The 26,353-nt window shown below is 58.2% G+C and carries 29 protein-coding genes; 12 read left to right on the plus strand and 17 right to left on the minus strand.

The annotated features are described in order from the left end of the window. The first annotated feature begins 95 nt into the window (after positions 1–95). A complete protein-coding gene (gene cpdB / locus AB1E37_RS23015; protein WP_032448219.1) occupies positions 96–2,039 on the plus strand; it encodes a 2',3'-cyclic-nucleotide 2'-phosphodiesterase in 1,944 nt (647 codons plus the stop codon). A gap of 54 nt (positions 2,040–2,093) precedes the next feature. On the opposite strand, the gene AB1E37_RS23020 is transcribed toward cpdB, so the two are convergent. Then, positions 2,094–2,465 carry a helix-turn-helix domain-containing protein gene (locus AB1E37_RS23020; protein ID WP_004152015.1) on the minus strand — a complete coding sequence of 124 codons (372 nt, stop codon included), beginning with the start codon at positions 2,463–2,465 and terminating at the stop codon, positions 2,094–2,096. Positions 2,466–2,554: 89 nt separating this feature from the next. Between AB1E37_RS23020 and AB1E37_RS23025 the strand changes: the two genes are divergently transcribed. From AB1E37_RS23025 to ytfE, 4 genes are all read left to right on the plus strand, one after another. Then, positions 2,555–3,403 carry an SDR family oxidoreductase gene (locus AB1E37_RS23025; protein WP_002886702.1) on the plus strand — a complete coding sequence of 283 codons (849 nt, stop codon included), beginning with the start codon at positions 2,555–2,557 and terminating at the stop codon, positions 3,401–3,403. 77 nt (positions 3,404–3,480) lie between these two features. Next, the gene (locus AB1E37_RS23030; protein ID WP_023287042.1) at positions 3,481–4,305 is read left to right on the plus strand and encodes an AraC family transcriptional regulator; all 825 of its coding nucleotides are present in this window, start codon (positions 3,481–3,483) and stop codon (positions 4,303–4,305) included. A 75-nt stretch (positions 4,306–4,380) separates the two neighbouring features. Beyond that, complete coding sequence (locus tag AB1E37_RS23035) at positions 4,381–5,352, plus strand: DMT family transporter (RefSeq protein ID WP_032448218.1); 972 nt, start codon at positions 4,381–4,383, stop codon at positions 5,350–5,352. An 82-nt stretch (positions 5,353–5,434) separates the two neighbouring features. Further along, entirely contained in the window at positions 5,435–6,097 is a 663-nt protein-coding gene (gene ytfE / locus AB1E37_RS23040) for an iron-sulfur cluster repair protein YtfE (protein WP_004152016.1), read from the plus strand. Between the two features lie 104 nt (positions 6,098–6,201). Here the strand turns inward: ytfE and cycA are convergent, their stop codons facing one another. Both cycA and fklB read right to left on the minus strand, forming a co-directional pair. After that, positions 6,202–7,605, minus strand: a complete 1,404-nt coding sequence (gene cycA / locus AB1E37_RS23045) for a D-serine/D-alanine/glycine transporter (protein WP_002886688.1) — start codon at positions 7,603–7,605, stop codon at positions 6,202–6,204. A gap of 304 nt (positions 7,606–7,909) precedes the next feature. After that, the gene (gene fklB, locus AB1E37_RS23050; protein WP_002886687.1) at positions 7,910–8,530 is read right to left on the minus strand and encodes an FKBP-type peptidyl-prolyl cis-trans isomerase; all 621 of its coding nucleotides are present in this window, start codon (positions 8,528–8,530) and stop codon (positions 7,910–7,912) included. A gap of 218 nt (positions 8,531–8,748) precedes the next feature. On the opposite strand from fklB, the gene AB1E37_RS23055 reads away from it, so the two are divergent. Beyond that, a complete protein-coding gene (locus tag AB1E37_RS23055; protein ID WP_004177687.1) occupies positions 8,749–9,423 on the plus strand; it encodes a LysM-like peptidoglycan-binding domain-containing protein in 675 nt (224 codons plus the stop codon). 108 nt (positions 9,424–9,531) lie between these two features. Here AB1E37_RS23055 and rplI read toward each other — a convergent pair whose 3' ends face one another. Genes rplI through rpsF form a run of 4 tightly spaced genes read right to left on the minus strand, consistent with a single transcriptional unit; the run spans position 9,532 to position 10,970 of the window. After that, positions 9,532–9,981 (minus strand): 50S ribosomal protein L9, encoded by a 450-nt coding sequence (gene rplI, locus AB1E37_RS23060; RefSeq protein ID WP_002886682.1) that lies wholly within the window; start codon positions 9,979–9,981, stop codon positions 9,532–9,534. A 41-nt stretch (positions 9,982–10,022) separates the two neighbouring features. After that, the gene (gene rpsR, locus AB1E37_RS23065; protein WP_000135199.1) at positions 10,023–10,250 is read right to left on the minus strand and encodes a 30S ribosomal protein S18; all 228 of its coding nucleotides are present in this window, start codon (positions 10,248–10,250) and stop codon (positions 10,023–10,025) included. Positions 10,251–10,254: 4 nt separating this feature from the next. Next, complete coding sequence (priB, locus tag AB1E37_RS23070) at positions 10,255–10,569, minus strand: primosomal replication protein N (protein WP_032448217.1); 315 nt, start codon at positions 10,567–10,569, stop codon at positions 10,255–10,257. 5 nt (positions 10,570–10,574) lie between these two features. Then, positions 10,575–10,970: a 30S ribosomal protein S6 gene (gene rpsF / locus AB1E37_RS23075; RefSeq protein ID WP_002885691.1), complete on the minus strand. Its 396-nt coding sequence runs from the start codon at positions 10,968–10,970 to the stop codon at positions 10,575–10,577. Positions 10,971–11,310: 340 nt separating this feature from the next. Between rpsF and AB1E37_RS23080 the strand changes: the two genes are divergently transcribed. Further along, positions 11,311–11,586, plus strand: coding sequence for a DUF1471 domain-containing protein (locus tag AB1E37_RS23080; RefSeq protein ID WP_002885689.1), 276 nt, complete (start codon positions 11,311–11,313; stop codon positions 11,584–11,586). 149 nt (positions 11,587–11,735) lie between these two features. Beyond that, a complete protein-coding gene (locus tag AB1E37_RS23085) occupies positions 11,736–12,929 on the plus strand; it encodes an MFS transporter (RefSeq protein ID WP_009309325.1) in 1,194 nt (397 codons plus the stop codon). Positions 12,930–12,991: 62 nt separating this feature from the next. Here the strand turns inward: AB1E37_RS23085 and AB1E37_RS23090 are convergent, their stop codons facing one another. Genes AB1E37_RS23090 through ulaA form a run of 6 tightly spaced genes read right to left on the minus strand, consistent with a single transcriptional unit; the run spans position 12,992 to position 17,401 of the window. Further along, on the minus strand, positions 12,992–13,678 hold the full coding sequence (locus tag AB1E37_RS23090) for an L-ribulose-5-phosphate 4-epimerase (protein WP_004178347.1): 687 nt from the start codon (positions 13,676–13,678) through the stop codon (positions 12,992–12,994). Next, positions 13,678–14,532, minus strand: a complete 855-nt coding sequence (locus tag AB1E37_RS23095; RefSeq protein ID WP_004210671.1) for an L-ribulose-5-phosphate 3-epimerase — start codon at positions 14,530–14,532, stop codon at positions 13,678–13,680. Before AB1E37_RS23095 ends, AB1E37_RS23090 begins: the two co-directional genes overlap by 1 nt. Before the next feature lie 9 nt (positions 14,533–14,541). Then, complete coding sequence (ulaD, locus tag AB1E37_RS23100) at positions 14,542–15,192, minus strand: 3-keto-L-gulonate-6-phosphate decarboxylase UlaD (protein ID WP_002885684.1); 651 nt, start codon at positions 15,190–15,192, stop codon at positions 14,542–14,544. A 13-nt stretch (positions 15,193–15,205) separates the two neighbouring features. Further along, positions 15,206–15,673 carry a PTS ascorbate transporter subunit IIA gene (ulaC, locus tag AB1E37_RS23105; RefSeq protein ID WP_002885683.1) on the minus strand — a complete coding sequence of 156 codons (468 nt, stop codon included), beginning with the start codon at positions 15,671–15,673 and terminating at the stop codon, positions 15,206–15,208. Positions 15,674–15,682: 9 nt separating this feature from the next. Continuing rightward, positions 15,683–15,988, minus strand: a complete 306-nt coding sequence (ulaB, locus tag AB1E37_RS23110; protein WP_002885682.1) for a PTS ascorbate transporter subunit IIB — start codon at positions 15,986–15,988, stop codon at positions 15,683–15,685. Between the two features lie 12 nt (positions 15,989–16,000). Further along, on the minus strand, positions 16,001–17,401 hold the full coding sequence (gene ulaA / locus AB1E37_RS23115) for a PTS ascorbate transporter subunit IIC (protein WP_016946098.1): 1,401 nt from the start codon (positions 17,399–17,401) through the stop codon (positions 16,001–16,003). Between the two features lie 362 nt (positions 17,402–17,763). On the opposite strand from ulaA, the gene ulaG reads away from it, so the two are divergent. Then, positions 17,764–18,828, plus strand: coding sequence for an L-ascorbate 6-phosphate lactonase (ulaG, locus tag AB1E37_RS23120; RefSeq protein WP_023280767.1), 1,065 nt, complete (start codon positions 17,764–17,766; stop codon positions 18,826–18,828). A gap of 107 nt (positions 18,829–18,935) precedes the next feature. After that, positions 18,936–19,691 carry an HTH-type transcriptional regulator UlaR gene (gene ulaR / locus AB1E37_RS23125; RefSeq protein WP_004177697.1) on the plus strand — a complete coding sequence of 252 codons (756 nt, stop codon included), beginning with the start codon at positions 18,936–18,938 and terminating at the stop codon, positions 19,689–19,691. Here ulaR and yjfP read toward each other — a convergent pair. Further along, positions 19,688–20,404, minus strand: a complete 717-nt coding sequence (yjfP, locus tag AB1E37_RS23130; protein WP_004178343.1) for an esterase — start codon at positions 20,402–20,404, stop codon at positions 19,688–19,690. The two genes, ulaR and yjfP, sit on opposite strands and share 4 nt — an antisense overlap. A 209-nt stretch (positions 20,405–20,613) precedes the next feature. Between yjfP and bsmA the strand changes: the two genes are divergently transcribed. Next, on the plus strand, positions 20,614–20,922 hold the full coding sequence (gene bsmA, locus AB1E37_RS23135; RefSeq protein ID WP_004177699.1) for a biofilm peroxide resistance protein BsmA: 309 nt from the start codon (positions 20,614–20,616) through the stop codon (positions 20,920–20,922). 137 nt (positions 20,923–21,059) lie between these two features. After that, the gene (gene yjfN / locus AB1E37_RS23140; RefSeq protein ID WP_002885673.1) at positions 21,060–21,335 is read left to right on the plus strand and encodes a DUF1471 family protease activator YjfN; all 276 of its coding nucleotides are present in this window, start codon (positions 21,060–21,062) and stop codon (positions 21,333–21,335) included. Here the strand turns inward: yjfN and AB1E37_RS23145 are convergent. From AB1E37_RS23145 to rnr, 3 genes are all read right to left on the minus strand, one after another. Continuing rightward, positions 21,326–22,963: an isovaleryl-CoA dehydrogenase gene (locus tag AB1E37_RS23145; RefSeq protein WP_021441063.1), complete on the minus strand. Its 1,638-nt coding sequence runs from the start codon at positions 22,961–22,963 to the stop codon at positions 21,326–21,328. The genes yjfN and AB1E37_RS23145 overlap by 10 nt on opposite strands. A gap of 126 nt (positions 22,964–23,089) precedes the next feature. Then, positions 23,090–23,821, minus strand: coding sequence for a 23S rRNA (guanosine(2251)-2'-O)-methyltransferase RlmB (rlmB, locus tag AB1E37_RS23150; protein ID WP_002885669.1), 732 nt, complete (start codon positions 23,819–23,821; stop codon positions 23,090–23,092). An 81-nt stretch (positions 23,822–23,902) separates the two neighbouring features. Next, positions 23,903–26,335, minus strand: a complete 2,433-nt coding sequence (rnr, locus tag AB1E37_RS23155; RefSeq protein ID WP_004192475.1) for a ribonuclease R — start codon at positions 26,333–26,335, stop codon at positions 23,903–23,905. Positions 26,336–26,353 lie beyond the last annotated feature (18 nt).

Raw genomic sequence — 26,353 nt, forward strand, 5'->3', positions numbered from 1 at the left:
CTGCCCGCTTTTCTGGCAAGATTCACATTTCTGTAAGCAACAGAATATAAATACATTTTCTTCTGTGCTATCGCTCATAAAAAAGGACGCCTCTGATGATTAAGTTTAGCGCAACGCTCCTGGCCACGCTGATCGCCGCCAGCGTCAACGCCGCGACGGTCGACCTGCGGATCATGGAAACCACCGATCTGCACAGCAATATGATGGACTTCGACTATTACAAAGATGCCGCCACGGAGAAATTCGGCCTGGTGCGTACCGCCAGCCTGATCGAACAGGCGCGGGCAGAAGTTAAAAACAGCGTGCTGGTGGATAACGGGGATGTGATCCAGGGGAGCCCGTTAGGCGACTATATGGCGGCAAAAGGGCTCAAAGAGGGCGATGTACATCCGGTGTATAAGGCGATGAACACCCTGAATTACGCCGTCGGCAACCTGGGCAACCATGAGTTCAATTACGGTCTCGACTTCCTGCACAAGGCGTTGGCCGGGGCGAAGTTCCCCTACGTGAACGCCAATATCATCGATGCCAAAACCGGCAAACCGATGTTTACGCCGTACCTGATCCAGGATACCCGGGTCATGGACAGCGACGGTCAATCCCACACCCTGCGCATCGGCTATATCGGCTTTGTGCCGCCGCAGATCATGACCTGGGATAAAGCCAATCTTAACGGCAAGGTGACGGTCAATGACATTACCGAAACCGCGCGCAAATATATCCCGGAGATGCGGGCGAAAGGGGCTGATGTGGTGGTAGTGGTCGCTCACTCCGGCCTCTCCGCCGACCCGTATCAGGCGATGGCCGAGAATTCGGTTTACTACTTAAGCCAGGTACCCGGCGTGGACGCCATTATGTTCGGCCATGCCCACGCGGTGTTCCCGGGTAAAGACTTCGCCAACATCAAAGGCGCGGATATCGCCAAAGGGACGCTGAACGGTGTACCGGCGGTGATGCCGGGAATGTGGGGCGATCATCTCGGGGTGGTCGATCTGGTGCTAAATAACGACAGCGGTAAATGGCAGGTAACTCAGAGTAAAGCGGAAGCGCGGCCAATCTATGACGCGGTGGCGAAGAAATCACTGGCGGCCGAAGATGCCAAGCTGGTGGCGGTGCTGAAAGCCGATCATGACGCCACTCGCGAATTCGTCAGCAAGCCGATCGGCAAGTCCGCCGACAACATGTACAGCTATCTGGCGCTGGTGCAGGACGACCCGACGGTGCAGGTGGTCAACATGGCGCAGAAAGCCTACGTCGAACACTATATTCAGGGCGACCCGGATCTGGCGAAGCTGCCGGTGCTCTCCGCCGCCGCGCCGTTTAAAGTCGGCGGGCGTAAAAACGATCCGGCGAGCTTTGTCGAAGTGGAGAAAGGCCAGCTCACCTTCCGCAATGCCGCCGACCTCTATCTCTACCCCAACACCCTGGTGGTGATGAAGGTCAGCGGGAAAGAGGTTAAGGAGTGGCTGGAATGCTCTGCCGGACAGTTTAACCAGATCGATCCCGCCAGCAGCAAGCCGCAGTCGCTGATCAACTGGGACGGCTTCCGCACCTACAACTTCGACGTCATTGACGGGGTGAACTACCAGATCGACGTCACTCAGCCGGCCCGCTACGACGGCGAATGTCAGATGATCCATCCGCAGGCAGAGCGTATTAAGCACCTGACCTTCAATGGAAAACCGGTTGATCCGCAGGCTACTTTCCTGGTCGCGACCAATAACTATCGCGCTTACGGCGGCAAATTCGCCGGCACCGGTGAGAGCCATATCGCCTTCGCCTCACCGGATGAAAACCGTTCGGTGCTGGCGGCGTGGATTGGCGCGCAATCGAAGAAGGAAGGCGCGATCCATCCGGCGGCGGATAACAACTGGCGTCTGGCGCCGATCCACAGCAACACGCCGTTGGATATTCGTTTTGAGACCTCGCCTGGCGACAAAGCCGCGGCGTTTATCAAAGAGAAAGCGCAGTATCCAATGCGCCAGGTGGCCACCGATGATATCGGCTTCGCCATTTATCAGCTGGATTTGAGCAAGTAATGCCTGTTCCCCGGCGGCGCTGCGCTTACCGGGGCTACAGGGAGTGATACATTTTCACTCCCCGTGGTTAGCCAGCACCGAGGGCAGATTAACCTCGATCCAGTCCGCCAGGGCGGCCACCTTCTCGCTCACCTGCAGGCCGAGCGGCGTCAGGCTATATTCAACGTGCGGGGGCACCACCGGATAAGAGACGCGGTCGATAAAACCATCCTGCTCCAGCGCCTGCAGCGACTGCGCCAGCATCTTTTCGCTGACCCCGCCCATCTTACGGCGCAGATCGCTGAAACGGTGGGTTCCCTCGCGCAGCGCCACCAGAATCAACACGCCCCAGCGGCTGGTGACATGTTTAAGCACATCGCGCGACGGGCACTGTTCCGCAAACAAATTGCCGGTGCGCAGTTTCTCGCTCAGCGTCGGTTCGGCCATTTCACACTTACCTTTTTGTACGTACTTACTAAAAGTTAGTTAAGGTGGTAGCTTACCACAACTGCCAATAAACACGAAGGAGAAGACCCATGATCGCTCTTACCGGTGCCACCGGCCAGCTTGGTCACTACGTTCTGCAAGACCTGCTTAACACCGTCCCTGCCAGCCAGATTGTGGCGATTGTCCGCAACCCGGCCAAAGCCCAGGCGCTCAGCCAGCAGGGCGTGGTTGTCCGCCAGGCCGACTACAGCGACGAAGCGGCGCTGACCGCCGCGCTGCAGGGCGTGGATAAACTGCTGTTAATCTCCTCCAGCGAAGTCGGCCAGCGTGCTGTACAGCACCGCAACGTCATTAACGCCGCCAAAGCCGCCGGGGTGAAATTCATCGCCTATACCAGCCTGCTGCATGCCGACACTTCGCCGCTGGGTCTGGCCGCAGAGCATATCGAAACCGAGCAGATGCTGGCCGACTCTGGTATCGCTTACGCCCTGCTGCGTAACGGCTGGTATACCGAAAACTATCTGGCCAGCGCGCCGCCGGCGCTGGAGCATGGCGTGTTTATCGGCGCCGCCGGCGAGGGTAAAATCGCCTCCGCCACCCGCGCGGATTATGCCGCCGCTGCCGCCCGCGTTATCGCCAGTGAGGGTCATGAAGGCAAAATTTACGAACTGGCGGGTGATAACGCCTGGACGCTGAGCGACCTGGCTGCCGAGCTGAGCAAGCAAAGCGGGAAAAACGTGGTCTACCAGAACCTCAGCGAAGCCGATTTCGCCGCCGCGCTGAAAAGCGTCGGCCTGCCGGCCGGGCTTGCCGATATGCTGGCGGATTCCGATGTCGGCGCGTCGAAAGGCGGACTGTTTGACGACAGCCGCACCCTGAGTACGCTGATCGGCCGCCCGACCACCTCCCTTGCTGAAAGCGTGAAAGGCATTCTGTAACCGCCCCTCTCAGCTTTTGCGGTTGCGTCCCGGCGGTTCCTCTCCCATATTGAAGGGATAACCGTCGGGAGGCAGGCATGCAGGGCGTACCACTCCAATTTAGTGATGAAAAAGACCGCGCGCGCTTTCGCCATCTCGAACAGCTGCCCGGGGTGGAGCTTTACCACGCCCATATATCCCGCTACGCCTTTGAACCCCATACCCACGAAGCCTTCGGCATCGGCGTGATTGAGCAAGGCGCGGAGCGCTTTCGCTACCGCGGCAGTCAGCATATTGCCGCCGCAAACTCCATTGTCACCATGAATCCCGACGAGCTGCACACCGGCGAAGCGGAAACCGCCGACGGCTGGCGCTACCGGATGATTTATCTGGAGCCGGACCGTCTGGAAGCCATCACCGGGGTGCGCGACTGGTGGTTCAGCGAGGTGGTCCGCGAGGATCCCCTGCGTTCCCGACAAATTGGCCAGCTGATTTATGGTCTGTGGCATAGCGACGATCCGCTGGCCCAGCAGGGAATGCTGCTCGACCTCATCGACGCCTTCCGCCCTCTGGCCCACCATGCCTCTGCGCAAGGTGAGGCCGGGCATCGCTTTGACCGCGTGCGCGACTACCTGCACGATAACTATATGCGTCCCATCACCCTCGACGAGCTGGCGCAGGTGGCGGCGCTGAGCCCGTACCACTTTCAGCGCCAGTTTAAAGCCCACTATCACGTAACGCCCCATCAGATGCTGATGGCCATCCGTCTGTGGCGCGCCAAAGCGTTCCTCACCCACGGCATGCCCGCCGCCGAAGTGGCGATAGCCGTCGGCCTCACCGACCAGTCCCACCTGACCCGCGCCTTCACCCAGCGTTACGGCATTACGCCGGTGCGCTATCAGAAGCAGGTCGCCAGGCGCTAATGCGCAATCTCATACAATATTCCTGCCCGGCCCCCTTCTACACTGCAGACAACGGTAATGACAACGGATGCAATGATGATTAGTGGTGTGTTATACGCCCTGCTGGCGGGGCTGATGTGGGGTTTAATTTTCGTCGGGCCTTTGCTGGTGCCAGAGTATCCGGCGATGCTGCAGTCGATGGGACGCTATCTGGCGCTGGGCCTGATCGCCCTGCCGCTGGCGTGGCTCGGGCGCGCGCGACTGCGCCAGTTGAGCCGGCACGACTGGTGGACCGCGCTGGGCCTGACAATGATGGGGAACCTTATCTATTACGTCTGCCTGGCCAGCGCCATTCAGCGCACCGGGGCGCCGGTTTCCACCATGATTATCGGCACGCTGCCGGTGGTACTGCCGGTGTTCGCCAATCTGCTCTACAGCCAGCGCGACGGGAAGCTGCCGTGGCGGCGCCTGTTTCCGGCGCTGATCTGCATCGCTGTGGGCCTGATCTGCGTTAACGTCGCGGAGCTGCGTCAGGGGCTGCCGAATTTTAGCCCGTGGCGCTACGGCTCCGGCATTGCGCTGGCGCTGGGATCGGTGGTCTGCTGGGCCTGGTATGCCCTGCGCAACGCCCGCTGGCTGCGGGAGAACCCGCATCAACCGCCAATGATGTGGGCTACCGCTCAGGCGCTGGTGACGCTTCCGGTTTCGCTGGCCGGCTATCTCGCCGCCTGCGCCTGGCTGCACGGTCAGCAGGCCGGGTTTCCCCTGCCCTTCGGCCCGCGTCCGGCGGTGTTTATTACGCTGATGCTGGCCATCGCGGTGCTCTGCTCATGGGTCGGCGCGCTATGCTGGAATATTGCCAGCCAGCGGCTGCCGACGGTGATCCTCGGCCCGCTTATCGTCTTCGAACCCCTGGCCGGACTGCTGTATACCTTCCTGCTGCGGCAAAGCTTACCGCCGCTGCTGACCCTGAGCGGCATCCTGTTGCTGGTGCTCGGCGTGGTCTCCGCCGTACGCGCCAGACCGGAAAAACCGATGCTGCAGCCGCTGGCGGACGAAAAAAAGTAGCCTCGCCTCCTTAAGGGGTATTCCCTCGCCAAAAAGATGTATTTAAAATACATCTTATATTCCTGATGACGAGGTAACTGCTATGGCTTTCCGTGACCAACCTTTAGGCGAGCTGGCGCTGACCATCCCGCGCGCCTCCGCCCTGTTCCGTCAATACGATATGGATTACTGCTGCGGCGGCAAACAGACCCTGGCGCGCGCCGCATCGCGCAAAGCGCTGGATGTCGCGGTGATTGAAGCCGAGCTGGCGAAACTGGCCGAACAGCCTCTCTCCCGCGACTGGCGCGCGGCGCCCCTCGCGGAGATTATCGACCATATCATCGTTCGCTATCACGACCGGCACCGTGAACAGCTGCCGGAGCTGATCCTGCAGGCCACCAAGGTTGAACGCGTCCATGCCGATAAACCGAACGTACCGAAAGGACTGACTAAGTACCTGACCATGCTGCATCAGGAGCTTTCCAGCCACATGATGAAAGAGGAACAGATCCTGTTCCCGATGATCAAACAGGGAATGGGCGCCCAAGCCGGGGGGCCGATCAGCGTGATGGAAAGCGAGCATGATGAAGCGGGTGAACTGCTGGAAGTCATTAAGCACATCACCCACAACGTGACGCCGCCGCCGGAAGCCTGTACCACCTGGAAGGCGATGTATAACGGTATCAACGAGATGATCGACGATCTGATGGAACACATCAGCCTGGAAAATAATGTGCTGTTCCCGCGCGCCCTCGGCGGAAAGTAAAGAAAAAGGCGCCCGCGGGCGCCCTCGACATTGTCCGTCTTATTTGGCCACTCTGGGTGGCCTTTTTTATGACGGGCCGTTGCAAGCAACGTTAAAATTTTCGTTTATTTCGCCAGCCGTTTTTTGCCGGCAAACAGCCAGCCCGCGCCCAGCAGCACAAACCACAGCGGGGTGACCATCAGCGCTTCACGGGTATCGTCTTCCAGGGTCAACAGCACCAGCACAAAGACGAAGAAGGCCATGCACACCCAGCACATGACTTTACCCAGCGGCATCTTGTAGCTCGACTTCTCATGCAGCTGAGGGCGGTTTTTGCGATACGCCAGGTAAGAGCAAAGGATGATGGTCCAGACGAACATAAACAGGATCGCCGACACCGTGGTGATCATGGTGAAGGCGGCAATCACGCTCGGGTTGACCATCAGCATCACCACCCCGCCCAGCAGACACATGCAGGAGAAGGTTAAGCCCTTCGCCGGCACCGCACGCTTCGACAGCTTGGCGAACATCTTCGGCGCCTGACCATCCTGCGCCAGACCGAACAGCATACGGCTGGTAGAGAACACGCCGCTGTTGGCCGAGGAGGCCGCGGAGGTCAGCACCACGAAGTTGATCAGGCTCGCCGCCGCCGGCAGACCAACCAGCACGAACAGCTCAACGAACGGGCTCTTGCTCGGCACCACGGAGCTCCACGGCGTCACCGACATAATCACAATCAGCGCGAAGACGTAGAACATAATGATACGCAGCGGGATGGAGTTAATCGCCCGCGGCAGGGACTTTTCCGGGTCTTTGGTTTCGGCGGCGGTGGTACCCACCAGCTCAATCCCCACGAAGGCAAACACCGCAATCTGGAAGCCGGCGAAGAAGCCGCTCAGCCCTTTCGGGAACCAGCCGCCGTCATTCCACAGGTGGGCGAAAGAGGCTTCGACCCCGGTCGGCGATTTGAAATGCATCATCACCATTACCAGGCCGACCACGATCAGCGCCACGATGGCGACAATTTTGATCATCGCGAACCAGAACTCCATTTCGCCAAACATCTTGACGGTGGCCAGGTTCAGGCCCAGCAGCAGCAGGATCACCGCCAGCGAGGCGACCCAGTCGGAGAGTCCGGGAAACCAGAACTGCGCGTAGGCGGTGATGGCGACAACGTCCGCCATCCCGGTCACTACCCAGCAGAACCAGTAGGTCCAGCCGGTAAAGTAGCCCGCCCACGGCCCCAGCAGATCGGCCGCGAAGTCGCTAAAGGATTTATATTCGAGGTTCGACAGCAGTAATTCGCCCATGGCACGCATCACGAAAAACAGCATAAAACCGATAATCATATAAACAAAGATAATGGATGGTCCGGCAAGGCTGATGGTTTTGCCAGAACCCATAAATAACCCGGTGCCGATCGCTCCGCCAATCGCGATCAGCTGAATATGTCGGTTTGTGAGATTTCGCCGTAGCGATTGTTCAGTCGGCTCCTGCTCGACAGCAGCGACTTTAACCTGATCTACCATGTGATTTCTTCCTGTTGTACCTGTCTGTGTTGTTCAGGCTCTGATGGCCCGTCGTCTGTCATTAACCCCAGCAAGGGCTAGTCGATATTAGGTAAGAATCGGAGGGATGAATACTATGATTTAGATATAATGTTAATTTTATGTTTAAAGTGAGTGTTATATCACTCATCTAACGCGAAATAGCTCACAAAAATACACCCATACGTGATGAATGCAAAACATAATTCCAATTAATTTTTAACTTAAGGATTTTACGCTATTTTTATGGCTTCCCCTGCCGCGGGGAAGAGGAAGCCGCTGCTGTTTAGATAATGTCCAGCAGTTCAACTTCGAAGATCAGGGTGCTGAACGGAGGAATCGATGCGCCAGCGCCGCGCTCACCGTAGGCGAGGTTGTGCGGGATCGTCAGTTCCCATTTGGAACCTACCGGCATCAGAGTCAGCGCTTCAATCCAGCCGCCGATCACGCCGGTCACCGGGAATTCAGCCGGTTCACCGCGAGCGACGGAGCTGTCGAAGACGGTGCCGTCGATCAGTTTGCCAGTGTAGTGCACGCGAACGCGGTCAGTACGCGCCGGGATCGGGCCTTCGCCCTGGGTCAGTACGCGGAACTGCAGACCGGACTCGGTGCTGTTCACACCCTCTTTCTCGCGGTTTTCATCAAGGTATTTTTGGCCGTCAGCGGCCATGGCCTGAAAACGCTCGCGACGCACAGCGTCAGCACGCTCGTGGATTTCACGCAGCGCGCGGTGAACGGCTTCCACCGGCACCTGCGGCTGGTTACCTTCCAGCGCATCGGCGATACCCGCCACCAGCGCTTCCGGCAGCAGCCCCTGCAGGCCGGATTCGCTCAGCTGTTGTCCAACCTGCAAGCCGATACCGTAACTTGCCTGCGCTTCGATAGTGTCAAAAGTTGGGGTTGCCATCGTTGTTCCTTTTTGGGTGATAAACATCAAGATAAAAGCGTGCGAAAGCATAACAGCCATAGCGAAATGGGTAAAACTTTGTCGGCGGATGATGACAAATCTCAGCGAAAAAGAAACAATAGGCGGCAGCAGGTTAACTTCACTTTGTTCCGGTCATCAGGACGTTAGCCATCTATACTCATGAGCAGGATATAAATATGCGGAGCAGGAGGAAAGCCATGCCCGGGCGCTTTGAACTGACATCTACCCTGGCGAAAATCTGGCACGCCCCGGATCATTTTCGCCTCCTGGACCCGCTGCCTCCGATGCACCGCCGGGGAATTATCGCTGGCTTCCTGTTGGTTATTATCGGTATTCTGCTTCCCTCCGATGATAGCCAAAGCCCGGCGTCCACCAGCCGTGAAGCGAACCTGAATCTACAGTCGCAGTCCCAGCCGCAAGCTGGCGGCAATCAGGCCGTTCCGCTGCCGCCGATCACTAATACGCCTACCGTGAGCGACGCCGATCAGATGGCGCCGGTCGCCCCGGAGCCGATTCAGGATGAGCAGCCGGATCAAGCGCAGACGCAGCAGCCCGCCGCCACCCAGCCTTATCAATCCTCATCACAGCAGTCCGCGCCGGGTATTGAGCAGCAATGGCGGACCTATCGCATCGAGTCAGGCAAAACCCTGGCGCAGCTGTTCCGCGATCATGGGCTGCCGGCCACTGACGTCTACGCCATGGCGCAGGTTGAAGGCGCTGGCAAGCCGCTAAGTACTTTGCAGAGCGGACAGACGGTGCAGATTCGGCAGAACGCCAACGGCGTGGTCACCGGGCTCACTATCGATACCGGCAACGGCCAGCAGGTGCTGTTTACCCGCCAGTCGAACGGCAGCTTTGTGCGTGCGCGATAGCAGAGAAGACGACAGCAAGCGTTACGCCGCCGCAAAATGAAAGGCGCTAAAAAGCAAAACGCCGGCACAAGGCCGGCGGTTTGTTGTTACCAGAACGTCAGAGGCCGATTACTCAGCAACCACGTTGATGATAACTTTAGCGAATACTTCGCTGTGAACCTGGAAGTTCACTTCGTGCTCGCCAACGTTACGCAGAACGCCGTTCGGCAGGCGAACTTCGCTCTTAGCAACTTTAACGCCTGCTGCAGTAACAGCGTCAGCGATGTCGCGAGTACCGATGGAACCGAACAGTTTACCTTCGTCGCCAGCTTTAGACGCGATGGTTACGGATTCCAGGGCGTTGATCTGCTCAGCACGAGCTTCAGCTGCTGCCAGAACGTCAGCCAGTTTGGCTTCCAGTTCAGCACGACGTGCTTCGAAGAATTCAACGTTTTTCTTGGTAGCAGGAACAGCTTTACCCTGCGGGACCAGGAAGTTACGAGCGTAGCCCGCTTTAACGTTAACCTGATCACCCAGGCTACCCAGGTTTGCTACTTTATCAAGCAGAATAACTTGCATTACCTTATCCTCTCAAAGTCGTATTAATGGACCGTGACCGATTACTGATGACGATCAGTGTACGGCAGCAGGGACAGGTAGCGAGCGCGTTTGATAGCGCGAGCCAGCTGACGCTGGTATTTTGCACGGGTACCGGTGATACGGCTCGGGACAATCTTACCGCTTTCGGTGATGTAGTTTTTCAGCGTAGCGATATCTTTATAGTCGATCTCTTGAACGCCTTCCGCGGTGAAACGGCAGAACTTGCGACGACGGAAATAACGTGCCATATGGCTAGTCTCCAGAATCTATCAATTCAATCTGCTCGGCATGCAGAACCATTTTGCTCAAGCCGTTCTTTGCCTTATGGCAAGAGATGAACCCTCGAACGGTTACTGCGCTACCGACCGTTATACTGTGAGTAATGGCCTGGTTCTCATGACCGCTAATAATAACGGGCATCTGACACCATGCCTGCCGGTGAAAACCGGCTTCCTGCTGCACTGAACGATGCTCAAGCACGAACTGGCAGTGAGGAATTCCTGACGGGCTGACCTTACGAAGTGGAGTCCTGCAAATAATGCCGGACAGCTCCAGACGGTTGGTCATCAGGATTACTCTTCAGAATCCCCAGCTTCAGAATCATCTGCGGTTTCGTTGGCGAAATCTTCGCGACGCTCACGGCGCTCGTCTTTCGCTTTAACCATCGGAGATGCTTCGGTAACAGCGTGCTTAGTACGCATTACCATGCTGCGGATAACGGCGTCGTTGAAGCGGAAGTTAGTTTCCAGCTCATCGATCGCTTCCTGCGGCGCTTCAACGTTCATCAGAACGTAGTGAGCTTTGTGCAGTTTGTTGATCGGATAAGCCAGCTGACGGCGGCCCCAGTCTTCCAGACGGTGGATCGTACCTGCTGCTGCAGTAATTGCACCAGTGTAACGTTCGATCATGCCCGGAACCTGTTCGCTCTGGTCAGGATGGACCATAAAAACGATTTCGTAATGACGCATCGAATTGCTCCTTACGGATTATTCAGCCTCCTGTCTGGGTCAGCCGCGGCCCATGGAGGCAAGGAACGTGTTAAAGGGCGGCTGAAAAATTGACGCGTCATTCTAATGGCGGCCCCTCAGGAACACAAGCGCATTTGCACAAATAATTCGCACTAAGCGCCAAGCTGGGCTAAGTGGGTGATTTAAAATTAACCAATAAAGGAAGCGGCATTTTTTTGAACAACTGCATCAGAAAAGGTCGCCATGCGATGAACGCGCAGCGATTACACTTATATCAAAACCTAACGACCACAGGAGAGCCCCGAGTCAGCGTCAGGACTGTCAGTCAGGAGCGTAGTATATGAAACTGAAAATCATCGCCATGATGGCTGCGCTTTTCTTCAGCGCGAACGCGCTGGCAGCTATCCAAATCACCGAACGTCAGGCCCGCAACATGGACGACGTGCAGAGCCTCGGCGTTATCTATATCAATCACAATATGGCCACTGAGCACGAGGCCGAACAGGCCCTTAGCCAGATGAGCGATGCGCAGGGGGCGAAATACTTTCAGCCTATCCTGATGCACGAACCCGAAACCAACGGCCCGCTTCGCGCCAGCGCGGTGATATACCGCTAACGCCTGCCCAATTCTTCGCCTCTCCTCGCGAGGGGCGAAGCGAGGTCTGCGCCCAAACGCAATTGAGAATTATTTTACAAACCGACTTACCAGCGTCATCGCAACCTGATTTAATCAGCCACTCGCCATTTGATAATCAGGAGTGATTGATGGTTCCGCGTTTCGCCACCTTAGGCCGTATCCCCAAAGGCGTTTGGGTACTCGGCGGCGTCAGCCTGCTGATGGATGTCTCCTCCGAGATGATCCACAGCCTCTTACCGCTGTTTATGGCCACTACCCTCGGCGCCAGCGTGATAATTATCGGTCTTATCGAGGGACTGGCGGAAGCCACCGCCCTGATCCTGAAGGTCTTCTCCGGCGCAATCAGCGACTATGTCGGCAAGCGTAAAGGACTGGCGCTGCTGGGCTACGGCCTGGGCGCGCTCAGTAAGCCGCTGTTTGCCTTCGCCCCTACCGCCGGGGTGGTGTTTAGCGCCCGCATGATTGACCGCGTAGGCAAAGGTATTCGCGGCGCGCCGCGCGATGCGCTGGTCGCCGACGTCACCCCGCCGGAGATCCGCGGCGCCGCCTACGGACTACGCCAGGCGCTGGATACCGTCGGCGCCTTTCTCGGCCCGCTGCTGGCGGTGCTGCTGATGTTTATCTGGGCCAACGATTTTCACGCTATTTTCTGGGTGGCGGTCATTCCCGCCGTGCTCTCCATTCTCCTGCTCGGATTCGGCCTACAGGAGCCAAAATCCGCCATCGCGCACAAACGCAGCAATCCGCTGAAGCGCGAAAACCTGAAAAAGCTCTCCGCCGCCTACTGGTGGGTGGTCGCGATCGGCAGCATTTTCACCCTCGCCCGCTTCAGCGAAGCCTTTCTGGTGCTGCGCGCCCAGCAGATGGAGATCCCGCTCTATACCATCCCGCTGGTGATGGTGGCGATGAACCTGGTCTACAGCCTCACGGCTTACCCGTTCGGTAAACTCTCAGACAGCATGAGCCACAGCAAACTGCTGCAGTGGGGGCTGCTGGTGCTGATCCTCGCCGATATCGTGCTGGCGCTCAGCGGCCACTGGAGCACGCTGCTGATCGGCGTCGCGCTGTGGGGGATTCATATGGGAATGACCCAGGGCCTGCTGGCGGCGATGGTCGCCCATACGGCGCCACCGGAGCTACGCGGCACGGCGTTCGGTATGTTTAATCTGATGAGTGGCCTGGCTCTGCTGCTGGCCAGCACCGGCGCGGGGGTACTGTGGGAAACCTTCGGCGCCGCCTCGACGTTTTACGCCGGGGCGATAATTTGCGTGGTCACGCTCATCGGCATGCGCGTGATGCCGTCGGCCTATCGTCAGGATTAAAAACGGCTCCGGGGCCAGACCAGTTGTTTCACCGTGACGGTGAAAGCCCCGGAGCGCGCTATCTACTTTTGCCCATAGTAGGCGTTTGGCCCATGCTTACGCTGAAAATGCTTATTCATCAGCCAGCTATCGATGGGCTGCAACTGCGGATTAATGCCGTGGGCAATCCACGCCATGCGCGCCACCTCTTCCATCACCACCGCGTTGTGTACCGCCTCGTGGGCGTCTTTGCCCCAGGCAAATGGCCCGTGCTGATAGACGACGATCCCCGGCGTATGCAGCGGATTGGCCTCACCCAGCGTTTCGATAATCACCTGCCCGGTGTTCAGCTCGTAGGCCTCGTCCACCTCCTGTGCGCTAAGCGCCCGGGTGCAGGGAATATCGCCGAAGAAGTAGTCCGCATGGGTGGTGCCGAGCGCCGGGATCGCCAGCCCCGCCTGCGCCCAGGCGGTGGCGTGCGTCGAATGGGTATGCACCACCCCGCCAAGGTCGGGATAACGGCGATAGAGCGCCAGATGGGTGGCGGTATCAGAGGAGGGACGCCAGCGCCCTTCCACCACGTGCCCCTGCAGATCAACCACCGACATGTCATCGACGGTCATTGACTCGTAGGCGATGCCGCTGGGCTTAATCACCACCAGCCCACGCTGCCGATCAATGGCGCTAACGTTACCCCAGGTAAAGGTCACCAGGCCGTAGCGCGGCAGATCCATATTGGCCTCGAACACCTGCTGTTTCAGCTGTTGCATTATGCCGCCTCCATCAGGCCCGCGCGGGCCATCCGCGCCTTCACCCAGTCACGCGCCTTCGCCACCTCCGCCAGCGGGTCAGCGCTGGTTTCGCTCCACATCTCAATCAGGTACGGGCCGCAGTAGCCGGTCTGCTTGAGCGTTTCGAAGCAGCGTTCAAAATCGACCACCCCTTCGCCGAACGGCACGTTTTTAAAGACGCCGGGCTTCGTGTCTTTGACGTGTACCGCCACGATATGCCCGCTCCCCGCCTTCAGCTCCATCTGGACGTCGTTATCCCACGCCGACAGATTGCCGATATCCGGGTAAAGCTGGAACCACGGATTATTCAGGTAATGGGCATAGCCCAGCGCTTTACTAATCGAGTTCATCAGCGGGTAGTCCATGATCTCCATCGCCAGGGTTACCTGGGCTCGGCTGGCCATCTCGACGCTCTGTTTCAGGCCGTCACGAAAGCGGCGGCGCGTCTCATCGTTCGCCTGCTGGTAATAGACGTCGTAGCCTGCCAGCTGGATCACCCGAATCCCCACATCCTGCGCCAGCTGAATAGCTTTACGCATAATTTCCAGCCCCTGATGCCGCACCGCGTCGTCTTCACTACCCAGCGGAAAACGGCGATGGGCGCTAAGGCACATCGACGGCACCCGGACGCCGGTTTCAGCCACCGCCTTGACCAGCGCCAGACGCTGCTCCGGGCTCCAGTCCAGCCGCGCAAGGCGGGCGTCCGTTTCATCGAGAGACATCTCAACGAAATCAAAGCCCAGCGCTTTTGCAAGCTTTAGCCGCTCCAGCCAGCACTCCCCGGCGGGGAGCGCTTTTTCATAGATGCCGAGCGGAATGGATTTCGCCAACATAGTCGCTCCTTAACCCCACAGCTGGGCGATAGAGCGTTTAAACTGGCGCGCCGCTTCCACCGGCGAGGCAGCATCGCGGATGCTGCGTCCGGCAATAAAGACGTGAACAGGGATCCCGGCAAACAGCGGCAGGTCTTCCAGCGCCAGCCCGCCGGTGACGGTCACTTTGAAGCCCATATCAGACAGACGCTTAATCGCGCTGATATCCGCCTCACTCCACGCCACGCCTGCCGCCTGCGCGTCGCGGCTGCGGTGATAGACCACCTGCTGAATACCCGCCTCGCGCCACGCCTGCGCCTGCTCCCAGGTCCAGAAGCCGGTCAGCTCAATTTGCACATCGCCGTTGAACTCTTTGGCGACATCCAGCGCCCCTTTGGCGGTGTTGATATCGGCGCAGCAGATCACCGTGACCCAGTCGGCGTTGGCTTCGAAGCACATCCGCGACAGGATCTTGCCGGCATCGGCAATTTTGGCGTCCGCCAGCACGATTTTATGCGGATACAGCGCTTTCAGATCGCGCACCGCGCGTACACCTTCACCGACGCAGAGGATAGTGCCGACTTCAATGATATCTACCTCTTCGGCGATCAGACGGGTTGTTTCATAAGCGCTGGCCAGCGTTTGGTTGTCCAGGGCGACCTGTAACATAGGTAATGACATGATAGTGTTCCTTTTAAACAGCCGCCGCGGTGGCGTTTTTGATTAAATCCAGCACTTCCTGCTCGCTGCGGCAGGCGCGTAAACGGTCGAAATTGGCTTCGTCATCAAACAGGTTAACGATCTGCATGATGCCCACTTCCTGGTGGGTGGTGGCGTCAACCGCCGCCATGGTGATCAGGATGTCGACCGGGTCGTTATCTTCGTGGTTGAAAATCAGCGGTTTCTTTAGCGTGACCAGCGCAAAGCCGGTTTTTTTGACGCCCTCTTCCGGCCGCCCGTGCGGCATGGCTAATCCCGGAGCGATCACAAAATAGGGGCCGTGCTGCGCGACGCCGTCGAGGATTGCCTGGTAGTAGCGCGGCTCCACCACGTCGGCGGCCACCAGCAGATCGACGCCGATTTTCACCGCCTCCTGCCAGGTTTCCGCTTCCGCCTGCAGGCGAATGGAGTGATTCTGCGCCAGTGATTCATGGAGTTTCATGGCCGCTCCTTATTTCACGTCCTGCGGGAAATGAGCTTTAATCACCTCCAGCAGCTTTGGCCCGAAATCCGCGGGGGAAAGCATATTACGCACCCCCACCACGTGTTTATTGCCGGAGACGGTAATCTCCCCCGCGATATGGGTTGAAGCGATGATGATATCCGCGCCGTTTAGTTCGCTTTTGTATTCACCCACCGCGCAGCTGTTCACCGTGTGGTCGATATTGGATTGCGTCAGGAACTGATCCACTTTCATTTTCATGATCATAGAACTGCCTTGCCCGTTACCACACACAGCCAGAATACGTACGGTCATAATCAGAACTCCTTATTGGGCAGAGGCCTCTGCCAGTTGTTTTTCCGCGTCTTCTTCGGCGCGCAGCGCGCGGCCAGCGAAGAACATATAAGCGAGAGCAATCAGGATGATGACGGCCATAAACGCCAGCCCGATGGAGGCGAAGCCCTGCATCATCGGCGGCGCCAGAATCGACCAGTCCGCCATTCCCATCCAGGCGCTCATACCGGTGAGCTTCACCGCCCACACGCAACCGAAAATTTCAACCATGCCCATCACCAGGCAGATTTTGAGCGCCGCGCGCCAGCCGCCGAAGTGGTTGGCAAAGACGCCAATCGTCGCGTTGGAGAAGAACATCGGGATAAAGCCCGGAATAATCAGAATTGAAGAGCCAATGCCAACCAGAATGCCGACGGCAATCAGCTGGCCGATGGTGCCCCACATAAAGCCCCACACCACCGCATTCGGCGCAAAGCTATAGATCGCGGCGCAGTCAATCGCCAGCACCGCGCCGGGGATCAGGCGTTGCGAGATACCGTTGAAGGCTTCGGACAGTTCGGCGACGAACATCCGCACGCCCTGGGTAATGATGAAAATGGCCACCGCGAAGGAGAAACCGGTCTGCAGGATATAGACCGTCCAGTGGGTTTTCCCCGCCATCGCCTGCACGACGTCAATACCAAAGGAAAGCAGGATCGCGCCAAAGAAAATGGTCATGACAATCGCGGTGGAAACGATGTTGTCGTGGAAGATATTGAGCCAGCCTGGCAGCTTGAGGTCTTCCACACTCTCCTCTTTTTTCCCCAGATACGGCGCCACTTTGTAGGCAATCCACGAGGCAAACTGCTGCTGGTGACCGATGGAGAAGCCGCAGCCGTCGGTGACCAGCTGAGTCGGCTTGAACATCATGTTGGAGGTGATACCCCAGTACAGGGAGACCAGCACGGCGGTACAGATGATGGTCGTCCACATTCCGCAACCAAAGATAAAGAACGAGACGGCGATCAGCCCCGCCTGCTGAAACATGATATGGCCAGTCAGCATGATGGTGCGGATGCCGGTTAGACGGCGCAGCAGGACGTAACAGATGTTGAGCGCCAGCGCCAGCAGCACCGCGTAGCCCACCCAGCTATAGGCCTCGCCCATCCGGTCGATGGTCGCCATCATCGAGGCATAGGTGTCAGAGATCGCGCCGTTGATGCCGTACACCTCTGACATTTTCGCCACCACCGGTTTAAAAGTGCTGGTGAGGATGCCGGAGCCGGCCTGTAACAGCATGAAGCCGATAATGGTTTTGATCGTGCCTTTAATAATCACACTGACGCTTTTGCGCAGCAGGATATAGCCCAGACAGGTGACGATACCCAGCAGCAGCGGGGCATTGGTCATCACCTGATTAAAGAAAACGGTAAAGATGTTGTAGAGGATTGCCATAACACACTCCCGATGGTGAAGGCGCTGAACGCGCCTTACGCTCAGCATTTCTCGCTGCCCACTCTAATAATCAAAAATAATCACAACAAGATTGAATTTGATTAAATGTGACGCGCGCCGCAATAATCCTCTATTTCATTGTGACTATTGCCGAGCAGTAGCACCGAAACATAATTAAACATTTTCAAATCATATAGATAAAACAAAGCGCAACCTTTATGGATGCTGGAGTCCCTGAGAGGTGATGCGCATCTCTTCGTAAAATTGATGGAAAACAAGATTGCAATCTTGAAAATCCAGTGACAACATAAATCAAAACCAATCAAAATTTGATTACTATTGAAAATACGAGGAAGAGCACAATGAGTAAAGTACAGACCATCACCCGTGAATCATGGATCCTGAACACCTTTCCGGAATGGGGCAGCTGGCTGAATGAAGAGATTGAGCAGGAGCAAGTTGCGCCCGGCACCTTCGCCATGTGGTGGCTCGGCTGTACCGGTATCTGGTTAAAATCCGAAGGCGGGGCTAACGTCTGCGTCGATTTCTGGTGCGGCACTGGCAAACAGAGCCACGGCAATCCGCTGATGAAAACCGGCCACCAGATGCAGCGGATGGCAGGTGTGAAAAAATTACAGCCGAACCTGCGCACCACGCCGTTCGTTCTGGATCCGTTCGCCATTCGCCAGATTGACGCGGTCCTCGCGACCCACGATCACAACGATCATATTGACGTCAACGTCGCCGCCGCCGTCATGCAGAACTGCCCGGCCGATGTGCCGTTTATCGGCCCGAAAACCTGCGTCGACCTGTGGATCGGTTGGGGCGTGCCGAAAGCGCGCTGTATCGTCATGAAACCTGGCGATGTCGTGAAGATCAAAGACATTGAGATCCATGCGCTCGATGCGTTCGATCGCACCGCGCTGATCACCCTCCCGGCGGACCAAAAAGCCGCTGGCGTACTGCCGGACGGCATGGACCAGCGCGCGGTCAACTACCTGTTTAAAACACCGGGCGGCAACCTGTACCACAGCGGCGATTCCCACTACTCCAACTACTACGCGAAGCATGGCAACGAGCATCGGATTGACGTCGCCCTCGGCTCGTATGGCGAGAACCCGCGCGGGATCACCGACAAAATGACCAGCGCCGATATCCTGCGCATGGCAGAGTCGCTCAACGCCAAAGTTGTGATCCCGTTCCACCATGATATCTGGTCAAACTTTCAGGCCGATCCGCAGGAGATCCGCGTTCTGTGGGAGATGAAAAAGGAGCGTCTGAAGTACGGCTTCAAGCCGTTTATCTGGCAGGTCGGCGGCAAATTTACCTGGCCGCTGGATAAAGACAATTTCGAATATCACTACCCGCGCGGTTTCGACGATTGCTTCACCATTGAGCCGGATCTGCCTTTCAAATCCTTCCTGTAAGTCGCCGCCGGCAGGCCCTGCCTGCCGGAAATACCCCGCCGCAGGGTTAGTATTTTCACATGATTTCAAATATCATCTTTGCCGTTCACTTTTAATCGGATTCGCTCATGACGGAAGCGCAAAGGCACCAAATTCTGCTGGATCTGCTCGCCCAAACGGGGTTTGTTACCGTGGAGCAGGTGATGTCGCGGCTCGGGATCTCACCCGCTACCGCCCGACGTGATATCAACAAGCTGGATGAAAGCGGCAAACTGAAAAAGGTTCGTAATGGCGCGGAAGCCATTAGCGAACAGCGCCCCCGCTGGACGCCGATGAACATCCACCAGGCGCAAAATCTGGATGAAAAAGTGCGTATTGCACGCGCCGCTTCGCAACTGATCGCGCCGGGTGAGAGCATCGTCATTAACTGCGGCTCCACCGCCTTTCTGTTGGGTCGGGAACTGTGCGGCAAACCGGTGCAGATCATCACCAACTATCTGCCGCTGGCTAACTACCTGATCGACCAGGAGCATGACAGCGTGATTATCATGGGCGGCCAGTACAACCGCAGCCACGCCATCACCCTCAGCCCCCACGGTAGCGAGAACAGCCTCTATGCCGGACACTGGATGTTTACCAGCGGCAAAGGGCTCACCGCCGAAGGCCTCTACAAAACGGATATGTTGACCGCCATGGCCGAGCAAAAAATGCTTAACGTGGTCGGCAAACTGGCGGTGCTGGTCGACAGCAGCAAGATCGGCGAGCGCGCCGGGATGCTATTCAGCCAGGCCGGACAAATAGACGTGGTGATCACCGGCAAACAGGCCGATGCCGCGATCCTCAAACAGCTTGAGGATCAAGGCGTCAGCGTAATCCGCGTTTAAAGGTGCTGCTGAAAAAAGGCGACCGTGGTAGCCAGCGCCTCTGGCGTAATGCGATGGCGGACGCCTTTCTGCCAGACACAGGTCAGCCTGGCGGCAAGGTCAGCCTGCCGGAGCGCCTGCTCTAGTCGAAAGGTTTCTTCCGGCGGCACCACGTCATCGGCATCGCCATGCCAGAGCAACAGCGGCCGCCGGGCAAGGGACGCCAGCTGATGGCTGACATCCCATTCGTTGAGGCTATCGACATCAAAATCAGGCGAGGGGAACAGGGTTTGCGACAGGGAACGAAAATAGCCCGACCCCATCAGACAGGCGACGCTGTTCAGCTCGGGGTGATGCGTCATGATGCCCAACGCCGTCATTCCACCCATCGAAGCGCCCGCCACCGCCAGCCGCTCCCCTTCCAGCCATCCTTCAGCGATTATCGCCTCGCGCAGCGCAGGAAACTCCCTGAAATTCTGCTGCAGAATCGGCCAGAAGCGCTGCATCCGCCCGGCCTCATCGCCCTGATAGCGCGCCCCATGCTCCGGCGCGTCGGGCATGATCACCCGGAATCCGGCCTCGGCCAGCGCCACCGCAAAGTAGCTATAGACCAGCTTCGACGAGGTAAAGCCATGATAAAAGACGATACAGGGCAAGGGCTTATCCAAACTCTCCTGCGGACAGGCATGTAAAATTTCACCACCGCCGAGGTTGCGCATTTCTAGTGCAATCATTTATCGTCTTCCTTCTCTATCGTGGTTAGGCGTCATGGGAAAATTCATTCACCAGGCAACCCAGTTTGCTACGATTCATAATGTTGAGAACCCGGTTACGCTTTCACAACATTTTCATTCGAAAATCGCGTCAGAGATAACAGTTCGGGAACATTCCCCGGCAATCCTGTTAAGGCTACCACTACACTATCACTATCAGGAAACGAGATATGGTTATGCGCAGGTTTTCACCGTGGTTACTGGCTATCGTCCTCAGCGGGTGTAGCGCCCTGCAGGGAACGCCGGAAGCCCCGCCGCCCGCCACCGACCATCCGCAGGAGATCCAGCGCTACCAGACGGCTGGCCTGCATAAAATGGCCACGGTGAGCGTACTGATGTACGGCTCGCCGATGGATGTCGAAGCGGCGCTGAAGGCCAAAGCAGAAGCGGCCAAAGCCGATTACTACGTCATCATCATGATCGATGACACCATGGTACCCGGCCAGTGGTATTCGCAGGCGATCCTCTATCGTCGATAACGAGGCGGCGTCTTTAAATCTGCTTTACACAGCTTTGCGTCCATTCACGTTCTCCTGTGCATAATAACGTTCGGCCAGCCACCTGGCAGGACGTTAGCAACGGACTGCCCTTGGGACTACGTGAAATGGAGCTGACGATGAAACGATCTTTTACCCTATCCAGCCTGCTGTTAACCGCTGCGACGGCCAATACGTCCGCGCAGTCAGCCGAATTCGCCAGCGCGGATTGCGTCACTGGCCTGAATGAAATCGGTCTGATCTCCGTCACTAATCTTTCCGGCAGCCAACAGGATGTAGAGCACGCCATTGCCCGCAAAGCAGACGAGCAAGGCGCCTCCTGGTATCGCATTATTCAGATGTACGAGGAACAACAGCCGGACAGCTGGCGCGTGCAGGCCATTCTCTACGCCTGAGGCGCCTGGCGCCCGCGCCCCATAGCCCGCAGCAGCAGGTCGTCGAGGGTCGGCGCGTCAAGACGTATGCCGCCGCGGGTGTCGAGCATCATCCGGCACCAGGCTTCGGCCAGCGGCGGCGAAGCATGGCGCAGCATCTGCGCCCCCGCGCCAAGACGATAGACCAGCCGGGCAATCTCTCTCCCCTGCTCTTCGGCGGGTCGTTTCAGCAGTTGCTGCAGCTGACGCCATGCGCGGTCGAGATGGCGGTTCTGCCCTTTCACCTCCGCACACTCCGCGGCCAGCAGCTCCATCGCCGCCGGCTGCTTGCTGAGCACCCGCATCACATCGAGGCACATAATATTGCCGGAGCCCTCCCAGATGCTGTTGACCGGCATCTCGCGATACAACCGCGGTAGTTCGCTCTCCTCGCAATAGCCGATGCCGCCCAGCACTTCCATCGCCTCGGCGACAAACGGGATACCGGCCTTACAGATGGCAAACTTGGCCGCAGGCGTAAACAGGCGCGCCCAGGCGCTTTCCCGGGCATCATCCCGACGGTCCCAGGCCCGCGCCAGACGAAACAGAAACGCGGTCTGCCCCTCCAGACGGAGCGCCATTTGCCCCAGCAGCTGGCGCATCATCGGCTGTTCGACCAGGTTTTTGCCAAACGCCTGACGCTGTAGCGCGTGATACAGCGCCACCGAGAAGGCGCGACGCATCAGGGCATGGCTGCCCAGCGCGCAGTCAAAGCGGGTCAGGCCGCCCATCCTGAGGATCTGCCGCACGCCGTCGCCTTCGTCGCCCACCAGCCAGCCGCAGGCATCATAAAACTCCACTTCGCTACTGGCGTTGGAGCGGTTGCCGAGCTTCTCTTTTAAGCGTTCAAGACGCACGCCGTTACGCTGCCCGTCGGGCAGCAGACGCGGCACAAAGAAGCATGAGAGCCCCGCCGGAGCCTGAGCCAGCACCAGGTGAGCATCGCTCTGCGGCACCGAGAAGAACCACTTGTGTCCCACCAGTCGGTAAAACCCTTCCGCCGTTTTCTCCGCGCGAGTGGTATTGCTCAGCACATCAGACCCCCCTTGCTTCTCGGTCATCCCCATGCCGATCAGCAGGCCGCGCTTCTGGCCGCCAGGCGCAAGGTGCGGATCGTAACGGTCGCTCAGCAGCGGCGACAGCCAGTCGCGAAAGGGCGCGGGCAGGGCGTGCTGCAGCAGGGGCGTCGCGGCGAAGGTCATGGTAATCGGGCACAACGTCCCGGCCTCCACCTGGGCATGGAGCAGAAAGCGGGCGGCGCGGGCAACAAACGCGCCTTCGCGGGCATCCTCCTGCCAGGCGAGGTTATGTACCCGGTTCGCGCACAGCCCCTGCATCAGCAGGTGCCAGGCGGGATGAAAGCGCACGTCGTCCAGCCGGGCGCCGGTGGCGTCATAGCGCAGCAGCTCCGGCGGATTGCTGTTGGCCAGGCGTCCCAGCTCCAGCGATTCGGCTGTCCCCAGCTGCTGGCCAATGCTGGCGAGCAGATCGCCATCCCAGCCGGCGCCTTCGCGGACCACGGCTTCACGCAGAGCGGTATCGGACAGAAACAGATTGCTGTTATTCAGCGGGGTGGGTTGATTAAAAACGGTGTGCGTTTGCCAGTGCATCGTGTCTCCCTCCATCAATGGCGATAGCCATAAGTATGGTTATCCGGAGGGATACTCGCCCGCGAGAGCGGTCACAAAAAAGCCATCCCGGAGGATGGCTTTTTTTTGATTCGTCGATGGTTCAGCTTAGCTGCGCTGGCGTACTGCTTCAAACAGACAGATGCCGGTAGCCACCGAGACGTTCAGCGAGGAGACGCTGCCCGCCATCGGGATGCTGATCAATTCATCACAGTGTTCGCGGGTCAGACGACGCATGCCTTCGCCTTCCGCGCCCATCACCAGCGCCATCGGGCCGGTCATTTTGCTCTGGAACAGCGTATGGTCGGCTTCCCCTGCGGTTCCGACGATCCAGACGTTCTCTTCCTGCAGCAGACGCATGGTGCGCGCCAGGTTGGTGACGCGGATCAGCGGGACGTTCTCCGCCGCGCCGCAGGCCACTTTCTTCGCCGTCGCATTCAACTGAGCGGAACGATCTTTTGGCACGATCACCGCATGCACGCCGGCGGCGTCAGCGCTACGCAGGCAGGCGCCGAGGTTGTGCGGATCGGTTACGCCGTCGAGGATCAGCAGGAACGGTTGATCGAGCTGCGCCAGCAGATCCGGCAGATCGTTCTCCTGATACTGACGCCCCGGCTTCACGCGGGCAATGATCCCCTGGTGCACAGCGCCTTCGCTCTTCTCATCAAGAAACTGACGGTTGGCCAGCTGAATCACCACGCCCTGCGCTTCCAGGGCATGGATCAGCGGCAGCAAGCGCTTATCCTCACGGCCTTTCAGAATATAAACTTCCTGAAAACGCTCAGGTGCGCGCTCCAGCAGTGCCTGCACCGCATGGATGCCGTAAATCATTTCACTCATTGATGTACTCGTTTTAGGTTCTGTTATCTGCCCCCTTCACCCCATCCTGCGTCAGCAGACTTCAGGGTGAAGGGAGGTCAATCACTCGGCGATCTTCTTCTTTGCCGCGCGCTTGGCTTTCGTCGCGGCGGCGATTTTCTGTGTTTTCGCCGACGGTTTTTTCGCTTTTTTCTCTTTCTTCGGTCGGGCGGTCTCTTTCTCTTTACGGAAAGCGCTGTCCGGCTCGAAGTTTACCTGCTTACCCACCTGGCGGCGACGGCCGCCCGGCTTGCCAGAGGTACTCTTTTTCGCTTTCTCACGGGCGGTCTTGCCGACATTACGCGGCGCACGCTCGCTGGAGATCAGGGTAAAGTCGATTTTCCGCTCGTCCATGTTGACCGCTTCCACACGGACTTCCACGCGGTCGCCCAGGCGATAGGTCTGGCCGCCGGACTCACCAATGAGACGCTGCCCCACCTGATCGAAACGATAATAGTCGTTATCCAGGCTGGAAACATGCACCAGACCGTCGATAAACAGATCGTTCAGGCGGACGAAGAAGCCAAAGCCGGTCACGCTGGCGATCACGCCGGAGAAGATGTTGCCCACCTGATCCTGCATGAAGTCGCACTTCAGCCAGTCAGACACTTCGCGCGTCGCTTCGTCGGCGCGGCGCTCGGTCATCGAACAGTGCTGACCCAGCTGGAGCATCTCTTCCATGCTGTAGTGCCAGCCGCCGGTCTCGGTGCTGTTGCCTTTATGTCCCTGCTCTTTGGCCAGCAGATACTTGATAGCGCGGTGCAGCGACAGGTCCGGGTAACGACGAATCGGCGAGGTGAAGTGGGCGTATGACTGCAGCGCCAGGCCAAAGTGACCGCGGTTTTCCGGATCGTAGACCGCCTGCTTCATGGAGCGCAGGAGCATCGTCTGCAGCATTTCCGCATCCGGGCGATCGGCGATGGAGGTTAGCAGCTCTGCGTAATCACGCGGCTCCGGCTTGTTGCCGCCAGGCAGCTCCAGTCCCAGCTCAGCCAGCACGGTACGGAAGGAGGTAATCGCTTCGGTGGTTGGCTTATCATGGATACGGAACAGCGCCGGCTCCTGCGCCTTCTCAACGAAGCGCGCGGCGGAGATGTTCGCCAGGATCATGCACTCTTCAATCAGCTTATGCGCATCATTACGCTGAGTCTGTTCGATACGCTCAATACGGCGTTCGGCATTGAAGATGAATTTAGCTTCTTCACTTTCAAATGAGATACCGCCGCGCTCTTCGCGGGCGCTCTCCAGCACTTTGTAGAGGTTATGCAGCTCTTCAATGTGCTTCACCAGCGGCGCGTAGTGTTCGCGCAGTTCCTGGTCACCCTGCAGCATATGCCACACTTTGGTGTAGGTCAGGCGAGCATGTGAACTCATCACCGCTTCATAGAATTTATACCCGGTCAGACGGCCTTTTGACGAAATCGTCATCTCGCACACCATACACAGGCGATCGACCTGCGGGTTCAGCGAGCATAGACCGTTAGACAGCACTTCCGGCAGCATCGGCACTACCTGCGACGGGAAGTAGACCGAGGTGCCACGACTGCGCGCTTCCGCATCCAGCGGCGTCCCCGGGCGCACGTAGTAGCTGACGTCGGCAATGGCGACCCACAGGCGCCAGCCGCCGCCGCGTTTCTTCTCGCAGTACACCGCGTCATCGAAGTCGCGGGCATCTTCGCCGTCAATGGTAACCAGCGGCAGCGAGCGTAAATCGACGCGTCCGACCTTCGCCTCTTCCGGCACCTGTTCTTTGAGACCGGAAACCTGTTTTTCCACCGCCGGCGGCCAGACATAAGGAATTTCATGGGTACGCAGCGCCATATCGACGGCCATGCCGGTGCCCATGTTGTCGCCCAGCACTTCGACGATCTTACCCACCGCTTTGGTGCGGCGGGTTGGTCGCTGGGTCAGCTCGACCACGACCACGTAGCCCATCCGCGCGCCCATTATCTCTTCCGGCGGGATCAGGATATCGAAGCTCAGGCGGCTGTCGTCCGGGACGACAAAGCCGACGCCAGCGTCGGTGAAGTAACGGCCAACTATCTGGCTGGTTTTCGGCACGAGGACGCGGACGATGCGCGCTTCGCGGCGGCCCTTACGGTCCGCGCCCAGCGGCTGAGCCAGCACCTGGTCGCCGTGAATACAGGTTTTCATCTGCTCTGACGACAGGTACAGATCGTCTTTGCGCCCTTCAACGCGCAGGAAACCATAGCCATCGCGGTGGCCAATAACGGTTCCTTTGAGGAGATCGAGGCGTTCCGGCAGGGCATAGCACTGGCGGCGGGTGAAGACCAGCTGACCGTCGCGCTCCATCGCGCGCAGGCGGCGGCGCAGCGCTTCGGTTTGCTCTTCGCCCTCGATATTTAACTCGATGGCCAGCTCATCGCGGCTGGCAGGCTTTTCCCGTTTAGTTAAATGTTCGAGGATAAATTCCCGGCTCGGGATAGGGTTCGCGTACTTCTCAGCTTCGCGTTCCTGGAATGGATCTTGTGACATATCGGTTCCTCCGTTGTC

It is taken from the genome of Klebsiella sp. Shm-1, from assembly GCF_040804525.1.
In the GTDB taxonomy this organism is placed as follows: Bacteria; Pseudomonadota; Gammaproteobacteria; order Enterobacterales; family Enterobacteriaceae; genus Klebsiella; species Klebsiella pneumoniae.